The 19419-nt window shown below is 44.2% G+C and carries 24 protein-coding genes; all 24 read left to right on the top strand.

The features are described from left to right. The first annotated feature begins 5 nt into the window (after positions 1 to 5). The 24 genes from fliG to ACFODW_RS17325 all read left to right on the top strand — a co-directional run bounded on the left by fliG (position 6) and on the right by ACFODW_RS17325 (position 19398). Complete coding sequence (gene fliG, locus ACFODW_RS17440; RefSeq protein ID WP_390308116.1) at positions 6 to 1013, top strand: flagellar motor switch protein FliG; 1008 nt, start codon at positions 6 to 8, stop codon at positions 1011 to 1013. After that, positions 1006 to 1752 (top strand): flagellar assembly protein FliH, encoded by a 747-nt coding sequence (fliH, locus tag ACFODW_RS17435; RefSeq protein ID WP_390308114.1) that lies wholly within the window; start codon positions 1006 to 1008, stop codon positions 1750 to 1752. The genes fliG and fliH overlap by 8 nt, the downstream gene beginning before the upstream one ends. Next, positions 1749 to 3065, top strand: coding sequence for a flagellar protein export ATPase FliI (gene fliI, locus ACFODW_RS17430; RefSeq protein ID WP_390308112.1), 1317 nt, complete (start codon positions 1749 to 1751; stop codon positions 3063 to 3065). The genes fliH and fliI overlap by 4 nt, the downstream gene beginning before the upstream one ends. After that, complete coding sequence (fliJ, locus tag ACFODW_RS17425; RefSeq protein ID WP_390308109.1) at positions 3065 to 3514, top strand: flagellar export protein FliJ; 450 nt, start codon at positions 3065 to 3067, stop codon at positions 3512 to 3514. Before fliI ends, fliJ begins: the two co-directional genes overlap by 1 nt. Before the next feature lies 1 nt (position 3515). Next, complete coding sequence (locus ACFODW_RS17420; protein ID WP_390308107.1) at positions 3516 to 4088, top strand: MotE family protein; 573 nt, start codon at positions 3516 to 3518, stop codon at positions 4086 to 4088. 18 nt (positions 4089 to 4106) lie between these two features. Then, positions 4107 to 5360: a flagellar hook-length control protein FliK gene (locus tag ACFODW_RS17415; protein WP_390308105.1), complete on the top strand. Its 1254-nt coding sequence runs from the start codon at positions 4107 to 4109 to the stop codon at positions 5358 to 5360. Positions 5361 to 5370: 10 nt separating this feature from the next. Then, on the top strand, positions 5371 to 5793 hold the full coding sequence (gene flgD, locus ACFODW_RS17410; RefSeq protein WP_390308104.1) for a flagellar hook assembly protein FlgD: 423 nt from the start codon (positions 5371 to 5373) through the stop codon (positions 5791 to 5793). Positions 5794 to 5880: 87 nt separating this feature from the next. Further along, positions 5881 to 6714, top strand: coding sequence for a flagellar basal body rod protein FlgG (gene flgG, locus ACFODW_RS17405; RefSeq protein WP_390308103.1), 834 nt, complete (start codon positions 5881 to 5883; stop codon positions 6712 to 6714). 43 nt (positions 6715 to 6757) lie between these two features. Further along, a complete protein-coding gene (locus ACFODW_RS17400; protein ID WP_390308102.1) occupies positions 6758 to 6976 on the top strand; it encodes a flagellar FlbD family protein in 219 nt (72 codons plus the stop codon). Further along, complete coding sequence (fliL, locus tag ACFODW_RS17395) at positions 6969 to 7388, top strand: flagellar basal body-associated protein FliL (RefSeq protein WP_390308101.1); 420 nt, start codon at positions 6969 to 6971, stop codon at positions 7386 to 7388. The genes ACFODW_RS17400 and fliL overlap by 8 nt, the downstream gene beginning before the upstream one ends. A gap of 34 nt (positions 7389 to 7422) precedes the next feature. After that, positions 7423 to 8421: a flagellar motor switch protein FliM gene (gene fliM / locus ACFODW_RS17390; RefSeq protein ID WP_390308099.1), complete on the top strand. Its 999-nt coding sequence runs from the start codon at positions 7423 to 7425 to the stop codon at positions 8419 to 8421. Beyond that, positions 8411 to 9556 (top strand): flagellar motor switch phosphatase FliY, encoded by a 1146-nt coding sequence (gene fliY, locus ACFODW_RS17385; RefSeq protein ID WP_390308097.1) that lies wholly within the window; start codon positions 8411 to 8413, stop codon positions 9554 to 9556. The genes fliM and fliY overlap by 11 nt, the downstream gene beginning before the upstream one ends. A gap of 27 nt (positions 9557 to 9583) precedes the next feature. Beyond that, positions 9584 to 9946, top strand: coding sequence for a response regulator (locus tag ACFODW_RS17380; protein WP_390308096.1), 363 nt, complete (start codon positions 9584 to 9586; stop codon positions 9944 to 9946). Between the two features lie 15 nt (positions 9947 to 9961). Then, positions 9962 to 10621 carry a flagellar biosynthetic protein FliO gene (locus tag ACFODW_RS17375; RefSeq protein WP_390308095.1) on the top strand — a complete coding sequence of 220 codons (660 nt, stop codon included), beginning with the start codon at positions 9962 to 9964 and terminating at the stop codon, positions 10619 to 10621. Further along, positions 10614 to 11279 carry a flagellar type III secretion system pore protein FliP gene (gene fliP / locus ACFODW_RS17370; protein WP_390308093.1) on the top strand — a complete coding sequence of 222 codons (666 nt, stop codon included), beginning with the start codon at positions 10614 to 10616 and terminating at the stop codon, positions 11277 to 11279. Before ACFODW_RS17375 ends, fliP begins: the two co-directional genes overlap by 8 nt. Before the next feature lie 30 nt (positions 11280 to 11309). Next, positions 11310 to 11579, top strand: coding sequence for a flagellar biosynthesis protein FliQ (gene fliQ, locus ACFODW_RS17365; RefSeq protein ID WP_390308091.1), 270 nt, complete (start codon positions 11310 to 11312; stop codon positions 11577 to 11579). A gap of 4 nt (positions 11580 to 11583) precedes the next feature. Then, positions 11584 to 12366: a flagellar biosynthetic protein FliR gene (gene fliR, locus ACFODW_RS17360; RefSeq protein WP_390308090.1), complete on the top strand. Its 783-nt coding sequence runs from the start codon at positions 11584 to 11586 to the stop codon at positions 12364 to 12366. Next, positions 12366 to 13442, top strand: a complete 1077-nt coding sequence (gene flhB, locus ACFODW_RS17355; protein WP_390308088.1) for a flagellar biosynthesis protein FlhB — start codon at positions 12366 to 12368, stop codon at positions 13440 to 13442. Before fliR ends, flhB begins: the two co-directional genes overlap by 1 nt. A gap of 18 nt (positions 13443 to 13460) precedes the next feature. Continuing rightward, complete coding sequence (gene flhA / locus ACFODW_RS17350; protein ID WP_390308087.1) at positions 13461 to 15494, top strand: flagellar biosynthesis protein FlhA; 2034 nt, start codon at positions 13461 to 13463, stop codon at positions 15492 to 15494. Then, a complete protein-coding gene (gene flhF / locus ACFODW_RS17345; protein ID WP_390308085.1) occupies positions 15491 to 16624 on the top strand; it encodes a flagellar biosynthesis protein FlhF in 1134 nt (377 codons plus the stop codon). Before flhA ends, flhF begins: the two co-directional genes overlap by 4 nt. Then, positions 16614 to 17483: a MinD/ParA family protein gene (locus ACFODW_RS17340; protein ID WP_390308084.1), complete on the top strand. Its 870-nt coding sequence runs from the start codon at positions 16614 to 16616 to the stop codon at positions 17481 to 17483. The genes flhF and ACFODW_RS17340 overlap by 11 nt, the downstream gene beginning before the upstream one ends. 4 nt (positions 17484 to 17487) lie before the next feature. Beyond that, positions 17488 to 18096: a CheB methylesterase domain-containing protein gene (locus ACFODW_RS17335; protein WP_390308082.1), complete on the top strand. Its 609-nt coding sequence runs from the start codon at positions 17488 to 17490 to the stop codon at positions 18094 to 18096. Positions 18097 to 18281: 185 nt separating this feature from the next. Beyond that, positions 18282 to 18908, top strand: coding sequence for a chemotaxis protein CheC (locus ACFODW_RS17330; protein ID WP_390308080.1), 627 nt, complete (start codon positions 18282 to 18284; stop codon positions 18906 to 18908). After that, a complete protein-coding gene (locus ACFODW_RS17325) occupies positions 18901 to 19398 on the top strand; it encodes a chemotaxis protein CheD (protein WP_390308078.1) in 498 nt (165 codons plus the stop codon). Before ACFODW_RS17330 ends, ACFODW_RS17325 begins: the two co-directional genes overlap by 8 nt. Positions 19399 to 19419 lie beyond the last annotated feature (21 nt).

Below are 19419 nucleotides of genomic sequence, written 5' to 3'. Positions count from 1 at the left end.
CAAGGATGGCAAAGAGTAAATTGACAGGCAGGCAGAAAGCAGCGATTCTATTAATCTCTCTGGGGCCCGATGTTTCTGCACAGATCTATAAACACCTGACAGCAGAGGAAATTGAGAAGCTGAGTTTGGAGATTTCTTCCGTGAAGAAAGTGGATTCTCAACTGAAGGAGGAGGTGCTGGATCAATTTCATCAAATAGCACTAGCTCAGGATTATATTACACAGGGCGGAATTGGTTATGCAAAGACAGTACTTGAGAAGGCTTTTGGTACAGAAGAAGCCTCTGATATTATGGGGCGGCTGACATCGACGCTCCAAGTAAGGCCCTTTGACTTTGCAAGAAAAGCCGACCCTCATCAACTGTTGAATTTCATACAGAATGAGCATCCTCAGACAATTGCACTTATCTTATCCTATTTGGATGCAGAGCAGGCAGCTCAGATTCTTTCAGCGCTGCCTCATGAAGATCAAGCCGATATTGCCAAGCGGATAGCAACAATGGATTCCACCTCACCGGAAATCATCAGCCAAGTGGAACAGGTTCTTGAACGGAATATTTCTGCATCCTTAACGGAGGATTTCACCCAGACTGGCGGTATACAGGCTGTAGTAGAAGTGCTGAACGGAGTGGACAGAAGCACAGAACGTACCATATTGGATGCGTTGGCCATACAGGATCCTGAACTTGCTGATGAAATCAAGAAGCGTATGTTCGTATTTGAGGATATTGTCATTCTTGATAACAGAGCGATTCAGCGTGTGATCAGGGAAGTGGAAAATGAAGATTTGCGGCTGTCTCTTAAAGTGTCCAGTGATGAAGTGAAAGATGTCGTCTTCAAGAATATGTCTCAGCGCATGGCTGATACATTCCAGGAGGAGATGGAATTTATGGGCCCTGTTCGCCTCAAAGATGTAGAAGAGGCACAAACACGCATTGTAGGCACCATTCGCCGTCTGGAAGATGTGGGAGAAATTGTAATAGCCCGTGGTGGAGGGGACGATATTATTGTCTGATCACGAGTTTGCGGGGAAGAAAGTTATCAAGCTGAAGCCAATTAATACATGGGCAGAACAGTCAGTTACGGATGAAGAACACAGTCAGGAATTAGGGGGGCTGGAGAAAAAGCTGCAAGAGGCCAGAAGTGAACTGGACAACTTGCTTAAGAAAAAAGAGGAAATAATACGGTCGGTCAGGGCAGAGATTGAAATGGACCGAGAAAGTTGGAAAACTGAAAAAAAGCAATGGACAGAACAGGCAAAAGAAGAGGGGTTCCAATCCGGCTTCCTGGATGGAAAAGAAGCAGGGTTTAAGCAGTATCAGGCCATGATCGATCAGATAAATTCCATGGAAGAAGAGGCTCTAAAGCAATATCACACTACTATTGAAAAAAGTGATATGTCGATACTCGAATTGGCCGTTCAGGTCGCTGAGAAAATAGTGAACTCCACACTCCAAGAAGAGCCCCAAGCCTTTATACCAATTGTAAAAGAAGCAATAAAAGAATTGAAAGAACAGCCATCTGTATCTTTATATCTTCACCCAGTTAACTATGAATCTGTTCTTAAGCAGAAACATGAACTGGAAGCCATACTGATCGAGGATACCCAGCTGTCAATTTATATGAAGGAAGATCTTAAGGAAAATGACTGTCTGATTAAATATCCTTTCGGCCAGATTGATGCAGGAGTCGATACCCAGCTGCAAGAGATACGGGCGGTACTAAATGAAGTAGCTTTGGAGAGTAAAGAATGAACAAAAGTAAATTACTAGAGGCGATAGAACAGGCAGATACGTATAAGCGTTATGGCAAGGTTTTGAGGGTTGTTGGCCTGATGATAGAATCACAAGGTCCGGAGGCGAATATAGGAGAGGTCTGCTATATCCATACATCCACCCATAAAAGTTCCATTCTGGCTGAAGTAGTGGGTTTTAATAACGAAAAAATCATCCTCATGCCTTATTCAGAAGTGGCGGCAATAGGTCCCGGGTGTCTAGTGGAATCCACGGGAAAACCTTTAACGATAAAGGTGGGCCAGGGATTGATCGGAAAGGCAATAGATCCTATGGGAAAAACCTTGGATGGATCATATATTGCCAAAGGGATGTCCAGTTATCCCGCTGACCAGTCGCCACCCAACCCGATGAAACGCCCTCCTATCCGGGAACCCATTCAGGTAGGTGTAAAGGTCATAGATTCGTTGCTCACGGTCGGCAAAGGCCAGCGTGTCGGCATTTTTGCGGGCAGTGGAGTAGGGAAAAGCACGCTTCTCGGTATGATCGCAAGAAACAGCAGGGCAGATATTAATGTAATAGCGCTGATCGGTGAGCGAGGACGTGAAGTGCGTGAGTTTATAGAGAAAGATCTCGGAGAAGAAGGATTGAGAAAATCTATTGTAGTTGTAGCCACTTCTGATCAGCCTGCACTTATGCGGATAAAAGGGGCTTATACAGCAACTGCAGTAAGTGAATATTTTCGCGGACTAGGTTATGAGGTCAATCTAATGATGGATTCGGTAACCAGGGTGGCAATGGCTCAAAGGGAAATCGGCCTAGCCACTGGAGAACCGCCAACCACCAAAGGTTATACTCCTTCTGTATTCGCCACCCTGCCCAAACTACTGGAGCGAACGGGGACAGACCAGCAAGGAACCATAACGGCTTTCTATACCGTATTGGTCGACGGGGATGACCTAAACGAACCAATTGCCGATACAGTCAGGGGGATATTGGACGGACATTTTGTTCTTGACCGGAAACTCGCAGAACAAGGGCAATTTCCTGCAGTAAATGTACTGAAGTCAGTAAGCAGGGTGATGAATCAAGTGGCCAATGACCAACATAAGGATGCGGCCAACAAGATGCGCGCAATCATCTCCTCCTATGAAGAGAACAAAGAATTGATACAGATTGGTGCTTACAAGCGCGGAACTGACCCTGAGATTGATGAAGCAATCCAGCACCACCCAAAAGTACAGAAATTTTTAAGGCAGGGTACCGATGACTACCATTCAATAGAAGAAACAATAGAAATGATGAGCGACCTGCTCCATGGAGGTATCACGTAATGGCTGAAATTACTACACTTGCAAAAGTACTGCACGTCCGGGAAAACGAAAAGCTTGATGCCCAAAAAATCTATCATCAGGCTATGGAACAATTTGAACGGTCAGCTTTATCGCTATATGAATTATTGAGGAAGAAAGAAGAGACGGAGGAGGCCTACGATCTCAGTACTCAGCAATCGATACCTATTGAAACCCTCAAACAGCAGAATACTTACCTTCAGCGGTTGAACCTTGAAATCGACCGGATGCAAAAGGAAGTTCAATATGCTAGGACGGAAATGGAAGCAAGGCAGCATAAGTTGACGGATGCCCATATGGAAGTAAAGAAATTTGAAAAAATCATTGAGAACCGTAAGCAAACTGAGCTTGAAGCCATCCGGAAAGAAGAATCGGCCATGATGGATGAGATATCGATCCGCCAATACTTAAGCAAGTCAAAAGGTGAATGACATGGAAAAGAAACAAGGTACAAAGAGACAGCATCCCATCTTAACGTTCTTTTTTGTTGTCGTGGTTCCTTTAGCTGTTCTGACAGTCATCGGTCTTGGAATAGCGGCAGCAGCGGGTGTAGATGTAACTGGTTGGATAAAGGAAAAAGCGGGACGAGTCGCTGGCACGCCTCAATTGGAAGAAAAAACAGAAACACCAACACCGGCCGATCAACAACAAATGGATTCCGTTATAGCAGATAAGGATGAAGAGATTGAACAGTTGAATGAGGAGATATCCGGGCTGGAATTTGACCTTGCTCAATTAAAGCAGGAGATACTCCAACTTGAAAAAAACCAGGAACGACAACCCTCCCAGAATGAAGAAGCGGGTGGTGATAATGCTGATGATATCTCCAAATCATTCAGAAATATGGACGAGGATCAGGCAGCAGCGATCATGGAGAGCATGGAAACATCCTCAGCTGTATTGATCCTTGAGGATTTATCTAGTAAAGAGCGAGGGCGTATTCTAGGGGAGATAACTCCAGAAAGAGCGGCCGAATTAACCCAGTTGATGATGGAAAATGATTAGGGAAAGGAGGGGAGAAAAATGATGATAAATATGGGGCAGTTCTTACAGATGGCGAAAAATGCCCAGCAGCCTATGCAGCCAAATGAGGGCGTTTCTTCTTTCCAATTGATTTTATCCGAACAAACGGAAGATCTCCTGATCACAGAAGGCACTCCTTTTCTAGATTCGTATAAAGGTGGGAATGAAGCTGGGAATGCCTGGACAGTTGTGGATGAACTTCTAACTGCTAATCAGGTTGATGAACTTCCGCACGGGACATTAATGGTTTCGGAGACGGAATTGCCTGCAGATATGGCCGATGCTCTCGGAGAATTGCTGCAAGAGCATGGAATACAAGTGGAAATTCCCGAACAAGAGGTTTCCCTATCTTTAAACAATCCTATCCCTTCCAATACGGGAAAAGTGGAGATGGATAGCGGTTTGCTTAAAGAACTTCGGGAAATGCAATCAACGTTTACCTCTATTGCTTCTAGTCTGGAAAGTGGGAGCAGTTTACGAAAAGCGGCAGCGGAAGTAATGGCATTATTACAACGTTGGACTGCGCTTGAAAAAAATCATGGGGATCTTACCCATAAACTCACCGACACTGGGGCACAGAAACAGGAGCAGCCGACCCTGTGGTCAGAATTATTGCGAACCTTTCAGAAGAGAGATGGAATGGCCGGGAAACAACTATATGGCAATGAAGCAAAAGTTACCAATGCCGATGTTGCTAAATGGCTGGGTAAGCTGATTAATGCTAAAGAATCGCCGGTAAGGACGGAGACAGCGCAGGCTATAACAGGGGCAAACTTACCGATTACCAAATTGGAACAGTACGTCATCCACATTCAGCATTCGCCGGAATCAAAATCAGCTGAACAACAGCTCCTGGAAGAATTCCAGAAGGTGATCAAGGCCAGCAGTTTTACAGCCCAGACCAACAACCAAATGGTTATGACAATCAGACCGGATACTTTAGGAGAAATGACACTCAAGTTCACTCAGGTGAATGGAGAAATGATGGTGAAGATCCTGGTAACCTCGCAGTCGGCAAAGGAAATGCTGGAATCGAATATGGGGCAATTAAGAACGATGTTTTCACCACACCAGGTAGCTGTTGAGAAACAGGATGTAAGTATCCAGTCACAGCAGGATGTCCAGGAGGATTTGGCAGGCGATCATCCACCGGAACAGGACAATGATTATCCAAACAATGACGAAGACGGTGACAGTGATACAGAGATGGACTTTGCCGAAAAAATGGAGGAAATTATGAATGAGAAAGTGTAGGTGGTTATAGATGCCAACCATTGATCCATCCTTATATCTAAGTAATCAGCAGACAGTACGTACACCAAGTTCTGAGCTGGGAAAGGACCAGTTTCTGCAAATATTGATGACACAGCTGCAGAACCAGGACCCAAGCAACCCGATGGATGACCGTGAATTTATTTCGCAGATGGCCCAATTTACTTCTCTGGAACAAACCATGAATATGGCAAATTCCATTGAAAGATTAGTAGAAAGCCAGCTTATATCACCTGTTATCCAGTACAGCCACATGGCGGGGATGAATGTAACCTACGAAGGTGAAAATGGGGCAGAACAATCAGGTACAGTCGCTGCAGTCAGCCAGAAAGATGGATATGCTATTCTGGAATTGGAAAATGGAGAAAAGGTTTACGCGGATGCTGTTCTTCAAGTAAGCAACCCGGCCAAATAAAAACGGTATTCCAGTTAAAAATTTAATGCTCCGCCGGGCTCGTTAGAAAGCGTAAGTGCGGCAGCTAAAACAAAAGGAGATAATAATATGTTGCGTTCCATGTATGCAGGTATTTCAGGAATGAAGGGTTTTCAATCTAAATTGGATGTAGTAGGAAATAACATTGCCAACGTAAATACTTCAGGATTTAAGAAGGGAAGGGTCACCTTCCAAGATATGATGAGTCAGACCACATCCGGAGCGCAAGGGCCTACAGCTGCAAGAGGAGGCGTAAACCCGGCACAAGTGGGGCTTGGCTCAAAGCTTGGAAGCATCGACAATATCCACACACAGGGTTTTTTGCAGACCACCAATAACCCGCTAGATTTGGCCATTGAAGGGGATGGGATGTTCCAGGTAATAGAAGAAGACGGAGCCACTTATTATACCCGGGCAGGAAACTTTTATTTAGATAATAATGGGGATGTCGTCAATCCCGATGGTTACTATCTTACCGGTACGGACGGCCAAAAAATAACCATACAAACTGATGCTCAAAGTTTCAGTATCCAATCAGACGGTACCATTAATTATGTGAATGCAAATGGAGAGACAGTAGATGAGGATGGAAATCCACTTACAGCCGGCCAGATTGCTTTGTACTCCTTCTCCAACCCGGCAGGTTTGGAAAAAGCAGGTAATAATCTGTTTTTGGATTCACCCAATGCCGGACTTGTCACCGACGCCGAAGTTCCCCGTGGTATAGCCCCTGGTACACAGGGAACCGGCTCTCTTGTTAGTGGCGCTTTGGAGATGTCCAATGTAGACTTAGCAGAGGAGTTTACGGAGATGATCACAGCGCAACGGGGGTTTCAGGCAAACACTAGAATAATAACAACTTCAGATGAAATCCTGCAGGAACTAGTAAACTTAAAACGATAATAAGGAGGTAGGAAATGTATATTATATTGCATTTCCGCCCGGTATGATCAAATTGACCCGTTTAAATGGAGAAGAGTTCATGCTCAATGCCTTAATGATTGAGCAGATCCAGGCTTTTCCAGACACCACCATCACATTGATCAATGGCAAGAAGATAGTGGTAAAAAACACAGAAGAAGAAGCGGCAGAACTTGCTTCCTCCTTTTACCGCAGCATCGGGCTGCAGCACTCTATGGTGAAAGCTGGTGGAAATTATGAATAAGATTTGGAAGGCTATGGTATTCTCATTTGCCATCTTGGGCCTTGGTGGTGCCCTGGCAGCAGCAACGCTTTTATATTTACATGATAGGGATACGGAGAGTGAAGCAGAGTCGATCGATGAAATGATTGAATTCGCTTATGAATCGCCAGAGATTACCACCGACCTGAAGGATGGCAGTTTTGTCCGGATTCAATTCCAGATTCTTGCTGACAGTAAAGATGCCAAAAAGGAATTGGAGAAAAGGGAATTCCAGATAAAGAATGTAATGATAAAGGAAATGGCTGAAAAGCAAGAGGAGGATTTCCGATCTGGGCTTGCAGAGCTGGAGGATAGTGTAGAAACCAGCCTGAATGAGCTGATGACGGATGGACAGGTGTCAGACGTCTATACCACCAGTAAAATTTTACAGTAGATAAAGGAAACACTCCAGGATGGAGGGGAATTACTTGGCAGATGAAGTACTGTCACAACATGAGATTGATGCCCTGTTGTCAGCAATCTCCTCAGGGGAGATGGATGCTGAAAAATTAAGAGTAGAAGAGAAAGAAAAGAAGGTGCGGGTATACGACTTCAAGCGTGCCTTAAGGTTTTCGAAGGATCAGATCAGGGGCATCACCCGGATCCATGAAAACCTGGCAAGGATGCTGACTACCTTCTTTTCCGCCCAGTTGAGGACCTATGTGGATATTTCGGTATCTTCTGTAGACCAGGTACCGTATGAGGAATTTATTCGATCTATCCCCAATATGACTGTGCTAAATATTTACAGTTTAACTCCGCTGGACGGCCGGCTGGTGATGGAAGTTAATCCGAATATCGCTTATGCAATGATGGACAGGGTCCTCGGCGGACGGGGGAGCGGTGTCAACAAAGTAAATAAATTGACAGAGATAGAGACATTATTAATGTCACAGCTTTTCGAAAAAACAACAGGAAATTTGAGGGAAGCCTGGTCTTCCGTCATGGAAATTGATCCAGTGCTGGAAGATTTGGAAGTAAATCCGCAATTTCTGCAAATGGTTTCACCAAATGAGACGGTGGTAGTAGTGTCATTCAATACAGTGATTGGAGAAACAAGCGGGATGATTAACATTTGCATCCCCCATATTATTCTAGAGCCGGTCATTTCAAAACTGTCAGTACATTATTGGATGCAGACAGCCCAGACAAAACGGGATGAAGATGCTTACCAGAAGATTTCCGATAATCTTCAGCAGGCAATAGTAGAAAATATTGCTGTTTTGGGTGAAACAAAGATCAGTGTTGGAGAGTTTCTGAATTTGAGTGATGGTGACATTATTGCCCTGGGACAGCAGATTGATCAGCCACTGACAATGTCTGTTAATCAGCAGCCGAAGTTTTTGGTTCAACCAGGCAGATCCCGCAACAGATTGGCTGTACAGGTGCTGGAAGAAATTAAAGAGGTGAACGTTAATGATGAATGATGGAATGCTTTCACAGGATGAAATTGATGCTCTACTTTCCATGGATGAGGGCAGTGGAAGCAGTAGTGGCGATCAGGAGGGAAGTCAGCTCCTGTCTGACATTGAGAAGGACGCAATAGGTGAAATCGGAAATATTTCATTTGGAAGTTCTGCAACTACTCTATCAACCTTGCTGAATCAAAAAGTAGAAATCACCACACCGCAAGTGACAGTGGTTCAGCAGGATTTGGAAGAAAGTTTAGCCTATGAATCAATTAGTATTGAAGTCAAGTATACAGAGGGGTTCACAGGCAGGAATGTCTTTGTACTGAAAAAAGAAGATGTTGCAGTGATCTCTGATATTATGCTCGGAGGAGACGGAACATCTGCAGTTACTGAATTAACAGATATCCATCTTAGCGCAGTACAGGAGGCCATGAATCAAATGATGGGCTCAGCTGCTACCAGTATGTCGACTATTTTTGGAAAACGGGTGGATATTTCGCCTCCTCTTATCAAACAAGAAGATGACGGGATGAAGGAGAGCCTTGGCAACCAAGGTTATGTACAAGTATTTTTCAATCTTCAGGTCGGCGAGTTGATCGATTCTAATATGGTCCAGGTGATTCCTCTGGAGTTTGCCAAACAAATGGCGGATCACCTCTTGAACGGCCATGGGGAAGTGGAGCAGGCGGCTGGGTCGGAATCCGATTCTTCCTATGCCTATGATTCCTTGCAGCGGGAAGAGAAACACCCACCAAACGCTTCGCAAGATCAGGAAGAAAATGAGCAGACAACGCCTCAAGTTCTCGGAGAAACCTTTGATAAGAAAAAGTCTACAGTACAAGAGGCCGATTTCTCATCCTTTGAGCAGGTGGAATTAAATAAAAAGGAACAGCGGAATCTGGATATGCTGCTGGATATACCTTTAAAGGTAACAGTAGAACTTGGAAGAACCAAGCAATCCATTAGGAACATTCTTGAATTATCTTCTGGATCCATCATAGAACTGGATAAACTCGCCGGAGAGCCTGTAGATATTCTGGTGAATGAGAAATTAATCGCAAAAGGCGAAGTAGTAGTGATTGATGAGAATTTCGGTGTAAGGGTCTCGGATATAGTCAGCCCTTCCGACCGGCTTAAGAAACTAAAATAAAAAAGTGATTAACTGGGGGAAAATTCGATGGCAAATCGTATTTTAATCGTAGATGATGCTGCCTTCATGCGTATGATGATCAAAGATATCCTGAAGAAAAATGGATACGAAATAGCAGGGGAAGCGGCAGATGGGATAGAGGCTGTAGAAAAATATAAGGAACTGGTTCCAGATCTTGTAACAATGGATATTACCATGCCCGATAAGGATGGAATATCCGCACTGAAAGAGATCAAGGATATCAACCCCCAGGCCAAAGTCATTATGTGTTCAGCAATGGGGCAGCAGGCCATGGTCATTGACGCTATACAGTCCGGAGCAAAAGACTTTATCGTAAAGCCATTTCAGGCAGATCGGGTTATTGAAGCAATCCAGAAGGCATTAAGTTAAGAAACGAGTGAACGTATGAACCAGACAGTTTTTGTTTTAAAGATATGTTTAGCAATTGCTTTTATCTCTATACTTACTGATTCAGAAGTTTCTGCTGCCGCAGGCAATGTACTTGATTGTCTGGAGAACCAGCAGGATTGTGAAGAACAACTAGAGCAGCCCTCCGAGGAGGGTCCAACAGGGGATGAAGAAACATTCACCCGTAATTCAGGGTCTATTGTCTTGGATTTAATCAAAATGGCCTTTGCTCTCCTGTTGGTTCTAGGATTAATTTATCTGTCCCTTCGCTTTTTGAGCCGGAAGAATAAATTGGGGAGCAGGCTACGGGCCCTGGAAAACTTGGGCGGTATTTCCGTAGGCCAAAACAAATCCATACAGATCGTCCGCTTAGGCTCAAAGGTTTACTTGGTAGGGGTGGGAGACAATGTGGAACTGTTGGGAGAAGTGCAGGATGAATCAGTCATACAGGAAATAGTAAGCAGCAGGGAAGATGAAGGGAAGCCTATGGACCTTCCCCGCCTTCCTTCCTTTCTCCGGGAAATGAACAGTGGCAAGAGGGAGCACACCTCTCAAACACCGTTTAAGCATTTGTTCACCACAGAGCTGGACAAGCTCAAAGAGAATAGAAAGGAAATCATCCGCAAGAGGATGGGCAGGGAGGACAGCAATGAATGAATTTGTAGATATGTTCTCCAACTCTGATCCGGAAGCTGTATCTACCTCTGTTAAATTGCTGCTTCTGTTGACGGTTCTGTCCCTTGCTCCAGGAATTTTGATCTTGATGACAAGTTTTACACGAATAATTATTGTCCTGTCCTTTGTACGGACCTCACTTGCAACCCAGCAGATGCCCCCAAACCAAGTGTTGATCGGTTTGGCATTATTCCTAACCTTCTTTATCATGGCACCGACATTCAATGAGGTGAATGAGGAAGCACTCCAGCCGCTTTTCAATGAAGAGATTGGACTCGATGAGGCATATGAACGGGCAAGCAGTCCATTAAAGGAGTTTATGGCGAAGCATACGAGACAGAAAGATTTGGTGTTATTTATGGAGTACGCAGAAATGGAAGCTCCTGAAAGTGTACAGGATATTCCGATGACTACCCTGGTACCGGCTTTTGCCATCAGTGAGCTCAAAACAGCATTTCAAATGGGCTTCATGATCTTCGTTCCATTTCTTATCATCGATATGGCAGTAGCGAGCGTTTTGATGTCCATGGGGATGATGATGCTGCCGCCAGTAATGATTTCCCTACCATTTAAAATTCTGTTGTTTGTCTTGGTTGATGGCTGGTATTTAATTACCCATTCATTACTGGACGGATTTTGATGGCTCTAAAGAAAAAAGGTGGTTTATTGTATGACAAGTGAATTTGTTCTATCGATCGCACAAAGAGGAATTTATACCGTCTTGTTAGTGACTGGACCTCTGCTTATCCTGGCATTGGCTGTAGGATTGCTGGTAAGTATTTTTCAGGCTACAACACAAATACAGGAACAGACTCTGGCGTTCATCCCTAAAATTGTAGCCGTTCTAGTAGGGCTGATCTTTTTTGGACCTTGGATGCTTACCACCATGGTAGAATTCACCAGTGACTTGCTGCGGAATCTGAACCAATTTACAGGGTGAGAAAATGCTAGACATGATAGATATTAATAGTTTCCCAGTATTTCTGCTCATTCTCGTAAGGGTTGCAGCATTTTTTGTTACGCTTCCATTATTCTCATACCGGACCGTACCGGCTCACTTCAAGATTGGTATCAGTTTTTTTCTGGCATATATCATTTTTTATACGGTAGATGCTCCGCCGCTTAGCATGGACGGTTCTTTCCTTCTTCTCATCATGAAGGAAGCTGCCATCGGCTTATTGATCGGCCTACTGGCTTACATCATAATCTCCGCGGTGCAGATAGCGGGCGGTTTTATTGATTTCCAGATGGGATTCGCCATTGCAAATGTAATGGATCCTCAAACAGGGGCCCAAAGCCCCCTCACCGGCCAGTACTTTAATATTATTGCACTTCTATTTTTATTATCGGTCGATGGCCACCATTTGTTAATAGATGGAATGGTTAATAGTTTTCAGTTTGTCCCGGTTACTTCTTTTATTCCTATCGGGAGTGAGTCTATTGTAGGGTTTGTCATTGATGCATTTAATCAGATGTTCTTGATCGCATTCCAAATTTCCATCCCGATAGTAGGCTGTCTGTTCCTTGTGGATGTGGCACTTGGCATCGTCGCAAGAACGGTGCCCCAGCTAAACGTCTTCGTGGTCGGATTACCGTTGAAAATAGGTGTAAGCTTCATCGTGCTTATATTCTTTATGGGCCTCTACATCGTTTTGGTGAAAAATTTGTTTGGATATATGTTTAATGTGATGCGTGGGCTAATGCAACTGTTCGGGGGGCTTAATTAATGTTGAAGATGAATCTGCAATACTTTGCTGGGGAGAAAACGGAAAAAGCCACCCCTAAAAAAAGGCAGGACGAAAGAAAAAAAGGTAAAACCGCCAAAAGTCAGGATGTTAATACTGCTATATTACTATTGTTTTCCTTCATTATTTTATTCGTTTTCGGCGGTTACATCCTTGAAAATATGTTGAAATCCTTTGAATATTCCTTTACCGAAACCCTTCATTGGGATGTAACAGAATATAGTGTGCATCAAATATTCTCTGGAGCTGCCCTGGATACGGCAAAAATGCTGGCACCGCTCATGCTTGTCGTCATTATTGCAGGTTTTGCTTCCAATCTTATGCAGATCGGCTTTTTATTTACCACCAAACCATTAAAAATGGATTTAAAGAAAATTGATCCCATCCAAGGGGCAAAACGCATCTTTTCCATCAGAGCATTGGTGGAGCTTCTGAAGTCCCTATTAAAGATTACGTTTATCGGTGCAATCACGTTTATGGTGATTTGGATCTATAAAGACGACATGATGATGACCGCATTCTATAATGCGGAAGGAGCACTGGCTTTCTTTTCCCGTGTCACCATCTTGATGGCCTTTGCGGCGGCTGCTGCACTATTGCTTCTTTCTGTTTTTGACTATGCCTATCAACGATATGATTATGAAAAGAATATGCGGATGTCCAAACAGGATGTAAAAGATGAATATAAAAATGTGGAAGGCGACCCGCTCATTAAATCAAAAATTAAGGAAAAGCAGCGTCAAATGGCCACACAACGGATGATGAGTGAAGTGCCGAATGCGGATGTCATCATTACCAATCCAACACACTTTGCTGTAGCCATAAAATACGACGAATCGAAAGCCGCTGCTCCTTATGTTGTAGCAAAAGGGGCAGATCTAGTCGCGTTGAAAATAAAGGAAATAGCCAGAAATCATCATGTAGTTACCGTGGAAAATAAGCCTTTGGCACGTTCCTTGTTCGCTTCCCTGGAAATTGGTGATTTTATACCCGAAGATTTTTATCAGGCCATCGCAGAGGTGCTTGCGTATGTCTACAGCTTAGAGAAAAAAGTTTAGCAATGAGGTGCACTGTTAATGAAAGCAAGTGATTTATCTGTATTAATTGGAGTTATTTTAATTATCGTTATGCTGGTAATCCCACTACCTGGGTGGATACTCAGTATCTTTATCCTGGTAAATATCACCTTATCCCTCATTGTTATTTTGATTGCAATGAATACCCATGAACCACTGCAGTTTTCTGTATTCCCTACACTCATATTGTTGTTGACTTTGTTCCGGCTTGGGTTGAATGTCTCGACAACAAGATCAATTCTTTCAGAGGCGCAGGCAGGCGGCGTTATCGATACATTTGGTTCGTTTGTAATTGGGAACAACCCGCTTGTGGGTTTTGTGGTATTCGTCATCTTGGTAATTATAAACTTCCTTGTTATTACCAAAGGGTCCGAGCGTGTATCGGAAGTTGCCGCAAGATTTTCACTGGATGCTATGCCTGGGAAGCAAATGAGTGTGGATGCAGATTTGAATGCAGGCCTCATTTCAGAGAAGCAAGCCAAGGAGAGACGTGAAAAGATTGAACGGGAAGCAGATTTCCACGGATCCATGGACGGTGCCAGCAAATTCGTGAAGGGGGATGCGATTGCCGGAATCATCATTGTATTAATGAACATCCTATTCGGATTGATTATTGGAATGGTCCAGATGGGAATCCCTTTTCAAGAAGCAGTCAACACTTTTGTCCGTCTTACCGTGGGGGATGGCTTGGTAAGCCAAATTCCGGCACTGCTGGTCTCTACAGCCACGGGTATTGTCGTAACCAGGGCGGCCGGTGAGGGTAATCTCAGTAATAATGTGACACGGCAGCTAACTCAATTTCCGAAGCTTTTGTATATTGCAGCGGGGGCGGTGTTCCTGCTTGGATTAACGCCGATTAATTTCTTTTTGACTACCATTATAGCAACGGTGCTAGGCTTTAGTGGCTATATGCTCCAGCGAGCGCCTGAAGTCTCTGAAGTTCAGGCGGAAGAAGAAGAAGCTGCAGATGAGACTGCTGCTATGAAGGCGCCGGAAAACGTCGTGGATCTGTTGAGTATGGATCCCATTGAATTTGAATTTGGATATGCCCTTATTCCTTTGGCAGATGCCAATCAGGGCGGAGATCTGCTGGATCGCATTATTATGATACGCAGACAGTTGGCCATTGAACTGGGACTTGTTATTCCTGTGGTGCGGATCCGGGATAATATCCAGTTACAGCCCAATGAATATCGTTTGAAGATCAAAGGCAATGAGGTGGCTAAAGGGGAACTGATGTTAGATCACTACCTGGCTATGAGTCCAGACATGGAGGACGATCCGGTTGACGGCATTGACACAGTTGAGCCTGCGTTTGGACTGCCCGCAAAATGGATAACAGAAGATATAAAGGATGAAGCTGAATTATCTGGTTATACGGTTGTCGATCCTCCTTCTGTGGTCTCTACTCATATTACAGAAGTTATCAAACGTCATGCACACAGATTGATCGGCAGACAGGAAACAAAACAGCTGGTTGATCATTTGAAAGAAAATTATCCGATACTTGCAGAAGAGGTGACACCTGATCCGCTCTCAATCGGAGACATACAAAAAGTTCTAGCTAAATTGCTAAAAGAAAATGTGTCCATACGGAATCTGCCAGTTATATTTGAAACCCTTGCTGACTTCTCTAAACTAACAAACGACACCGAACTGCTTGGGGAATATGCGCGCCAGGCCCTATCCTCACAGATAACTGAACAGTTTGTACAGGAAGACCGGTCTATTAAGGTAATCACAGTCTCGGGGAAAGTGGAAAAAATGATTGCTGAAAATATTCAGCAGACAGAGCATGGAAATTATTTGCCAATGGACCCGGGGAGCCAGCAGGATGTCATTCGGTCCTTACAGGAAGAAGCTGAAAAGATGACACTCCATCAGGATACGGTTATTGTCCTTTGTTCTCCGGCAATCCGTATGTATCTAAAACAGCTGGTCGATAGATTCCTGCCACAGGTAGTTATATTATCCTATAACGAATTGGAGCCGGATGTTGATGTTAAGAGTATGGGAGTGGTCAATGTAGCATGAAGGTAAAAAAATATGTAGCACCAACTATGCCGGAAGCAATGAATAAGGTAAGAAAAGAACTTGGAACGGAAGCGGTTATACTGCAATCCAAAGAGATCCAGAGCGGAGGAATCCTCGGGTTGTTCAAAAAGACGAACATTGAAGTGATTGCGGCCTTGGATCCACCAGTTAATCAAGAGCCAGTTGCAGACAAATGGCAGCCCCAAGTAAATGAGCCGGCTGAGAAATCTGGCAACTTTGGCGACCAACGCATGGCGGCCGATCAGGAAATCATGAAAGAGATTAAGAACTTGCGGAAACTGATGGAACAGCATAGTAGTTCCCTTCAGGAATACAGTACATCCTATCAGGAAGTCTATCGTCACCTCATCCAACAGGAGGTTGATCAAGAATTAGCGAGAAGTATCGTAGAAGAAACAATAGAAACGTATGGAGAACCGGAAGGAGAAGAAGATACCAAGCAATGCATGCGTAATACCTTGTCATTAATTAAGGGGAAACTGAACAGCCTACCGTTTGAAGGCATCACTTACGATGAGAAGATCATACAATTGGTCGGGCCGACGGGTGTCGGTAAAACTACCACGCTTGCCAAGATAGCAGCAAAATGCGTCCTGGAGGATAACAAACGGGTAGCTTTCATCACTACGGACACCTATCGAATTGCTGCCGTCGAACAATTGAAGACGTATGCCCGGATCCTGGACATCCCTATGGAAGTTGCCTATACATTGGAAGATTATCAGCAGGCGATCAAGAAGTTTGAGGCTTATGACCTTATCCTCGTTGATACCGCCGGGAGGAATTTTCGGGATGGAAGGTATGTAAGTGAACTTCGAGCCTATATGGAGATACCGGTGACAGTGCATAATTATTTGGTATTATCCCTAACAGCAAAGCCGAAAGATATAATGGAAATTATGGAGCAATTCAAGCAAATACCAATTAAGCAGGCAATTTTCACGAAAACGGATGAAACGACACAATATGGCAGTATGTTAAATACGGCCTTGATTCATCGTTTAGGTATTGCCTACACTGCAACTGGCCAGGAGGTACCGGAGGATTTGGAAAAAATGGGATCCGATAAACTACTTCAGTATGTTACAGGTGATTATTTTGCGACATGATCAAGCTCATAAGCTAAGAAGACAATTGAATCACAGCTCTTCCTCATCCCATGCCCGGACAATCTCCGTTATAAGCGGTAAGGGAGGGGTTGGAAAGTCAAATACAGCATTGAACTTTTCCCTGGAACTCATCAGGCATGGTAAAAAGGTGCTGTTGTTCGATCTGGATATCGGCATGGGAAATATTGATATCCTTATGGGCATGCATTCTAGGAATACGATCGCAGATATGTTTCAAAGGCGGCTTTCTATCAAGGAAATTATTGAAACAGGAGTCAACGGCCTCTCTTATATTGCAGGTGGATCAGGAATAGCCGAATTAATAGAAATGGGGGAGGTTGAAAGAGACTACTTCTTCCAACAGTTCAGTGAACTGCTGCCGGAATATGATTTTTTTATCTTTGATATGAGTGCAGGCATTACAAGGGATAGTATGTTTTTTATTCTTGCATCAGATGAGTGCCTGGTAATAACTACTCCCGAACCCACCTCCATAACCGATGGATACAGTGTAGTGAAACATATTATAAAAAATCGTCCGGGCATGCCGATCAACTTGATCATGAACCGTGCCCCTTCCCAAAAAGAGGGTGAACAATCAATGGAAAGGTTCAAACAAGCCGTCTCCCGATTTTTAGCTATAGAGATTAAACCGCTGGGAATCCTTCCTGATGACCCGACAGTTTCAAAGGCAGTTTCCCGCCAGATACCGTATACCCTGTTTGGGGACAGGGCAGCAGTATCAAGAGCGATGCGAGAATTGGCAGCGAATTATTTGGAAAATTCGGGAAGACTGAACTCGATCGGCGGCAATAATAGATTCCTTTTCAAACTAAAACAATTAATGACAGAGAGGTAGTAGGATGCAGGAGAGAATGATTGTCGTGATAGCAACATCTACCGGCGGGCCAAGGGCATTGGAGAGGCTGCTGGCAGATCTTCCAGACCCACTTACTGTCCCTATCTTAATCGTCCAGCATATGCCGAAAGGATTTACCAAATCTCTTGCAGGGAGGCTTCATTCGCGGTCGGCTTACTGTGTAAAAGAGGCGGAGCATGGAGAAATTATCCGAGAGAAGACGGTCTACCTCGCACCAGGTGATCTTCATATGGGGGTCAAAGCAAACGGGCGCATGTTAGCCATTCAATTAACCGCTGGTCCTGCTGTCTCCGGCCACAGGCCCTCAGCCGATGTGCTATTTGATTCCGTATCCAGACTAAGAAACGTGAAAAAAATTGCTGTAGTGTTAACTGGGATGGGCGGTGATGGGACGGAAGGCATAAAACTGATCAAAAGCAGAGATCAGCAGGCAATAATACTCGCAGAATCAGAAGAAACAGCAGTAGTACATGGAATGCCAGGTAGCGCTATAAGAGCAGGCTACGTGGATCAAATTGTCCCCATCCATCTTATGGGGCGGATGCTGAACAATTCGGTAAATGGATTGGGATCAGATAGAGGGAATTGTTAGAAATATAGGATTCTACATATCTGGACCAGGGGAGTAAAGATAAGGAAATACACTGGAAATATTAGAAAGACCGGCTTCCTCTAGGAAGAAGGGATTCGAAAAAAAGAGAACAGGCTGCTGATATTACTAGACTGCAGGAATTGCCAGAAGCGGGAAGGCCTGAAGGAAGTGGAAGGGGTAATCTTATGAGCTACAGCAATCTTACCGCCGTTCAAAAAGATGTGCTAAAGGAGATTGGGAACATTGGTGCAGGGAATGCCGCTACTGCATTATCTGTTTTATTAGGAGAGAGAATAGAAATAGAAGTTCCTTCTGTAAATGTTGTAAGTTTTGATGAAATGATGGAGTTGATCGGCGGCCCCGAGGAATTGATAACAAGTCTATTTTTTCGGATTGGCGGAGATGCTCCAAGCAGTGTGTACTTAATTCTGGGTATGGATGAAGCTGATAATCTGGCCCGCCGTATGACAGGCCCGGCCTTGGCTGAACAAGACCAGCAGAATGGGATGGATGCTTCGGCGCTTAAAGAAGTTGCCAATATTATAACAGGGACCTATTTGTCCGCCTTATCGGAATTTACAGGACTTGCTTTCCGTCCAACTGTTCCTCATCTGGGAATAGATATGGCAGGGGCACTATTGACAGTCGGCCTTATGCAGGTGTCTCCATTTGCTGACCACGCTATTATTATAGATACAAAGATTCAACACGAAGGCGGCAGCGATGGGATACAGGGCAATTTCCTCATGCTTCCTGATCCAGAATCTTTATCGACCATTTTTACTTCCCTGGGACTCGAACAAAATGAATGAATGTGGAAAAGTCGTTAAAGTCGGAATTGCCGATTTAAAGACAGTAGCAGCTCCCGATCTTATCAGCACCACTGGATTAGGCTCGTGTGTAGGGGTCATCCTCTATGACAGTTCCAAAAAATTAGCTGGACTGGCACATATTCTCTTGCCTGATTCCTATTTAGCACGGCAGACAGAAGTAAATGCACATAAATATGCCGATACCGCGATTCCTGAACTGATAGACAGGTTAATCGAAGCAGGGGCCAGAAAACATTTTTTACAGGCTAAGCTGGCTGGAGGGGCACAGATGTTTCAAATGGCTTCAGAGTCTGAAATTATGCGTATTGGCCCACGGAATGTACAAGCTGTCCGCAGCAAGCTGCAGGAATATCGTATACCGATAATAGCAGCGGATACTGGCGGGAATTCTGGAAGGACAATAGAATTCAATCCGGCTACGCGTGAGTTGAAAATTAGAACAGTAAATAAGATGATCACAATTATATGAAAACGGTAATATGGAGAGCAA

Source organism: Virgibacillus sediminis (assembly GCF_042643265.1).
Lineage (GTDB): Bacteria > Bacillota > Bacilli > Bacillales > Amphibacillaceae > Virgibacillus_O > Virgibacillus_O sediminis.
This window is presented reverse-complemented; position numbering and strand designations above follow the sequence as displayed.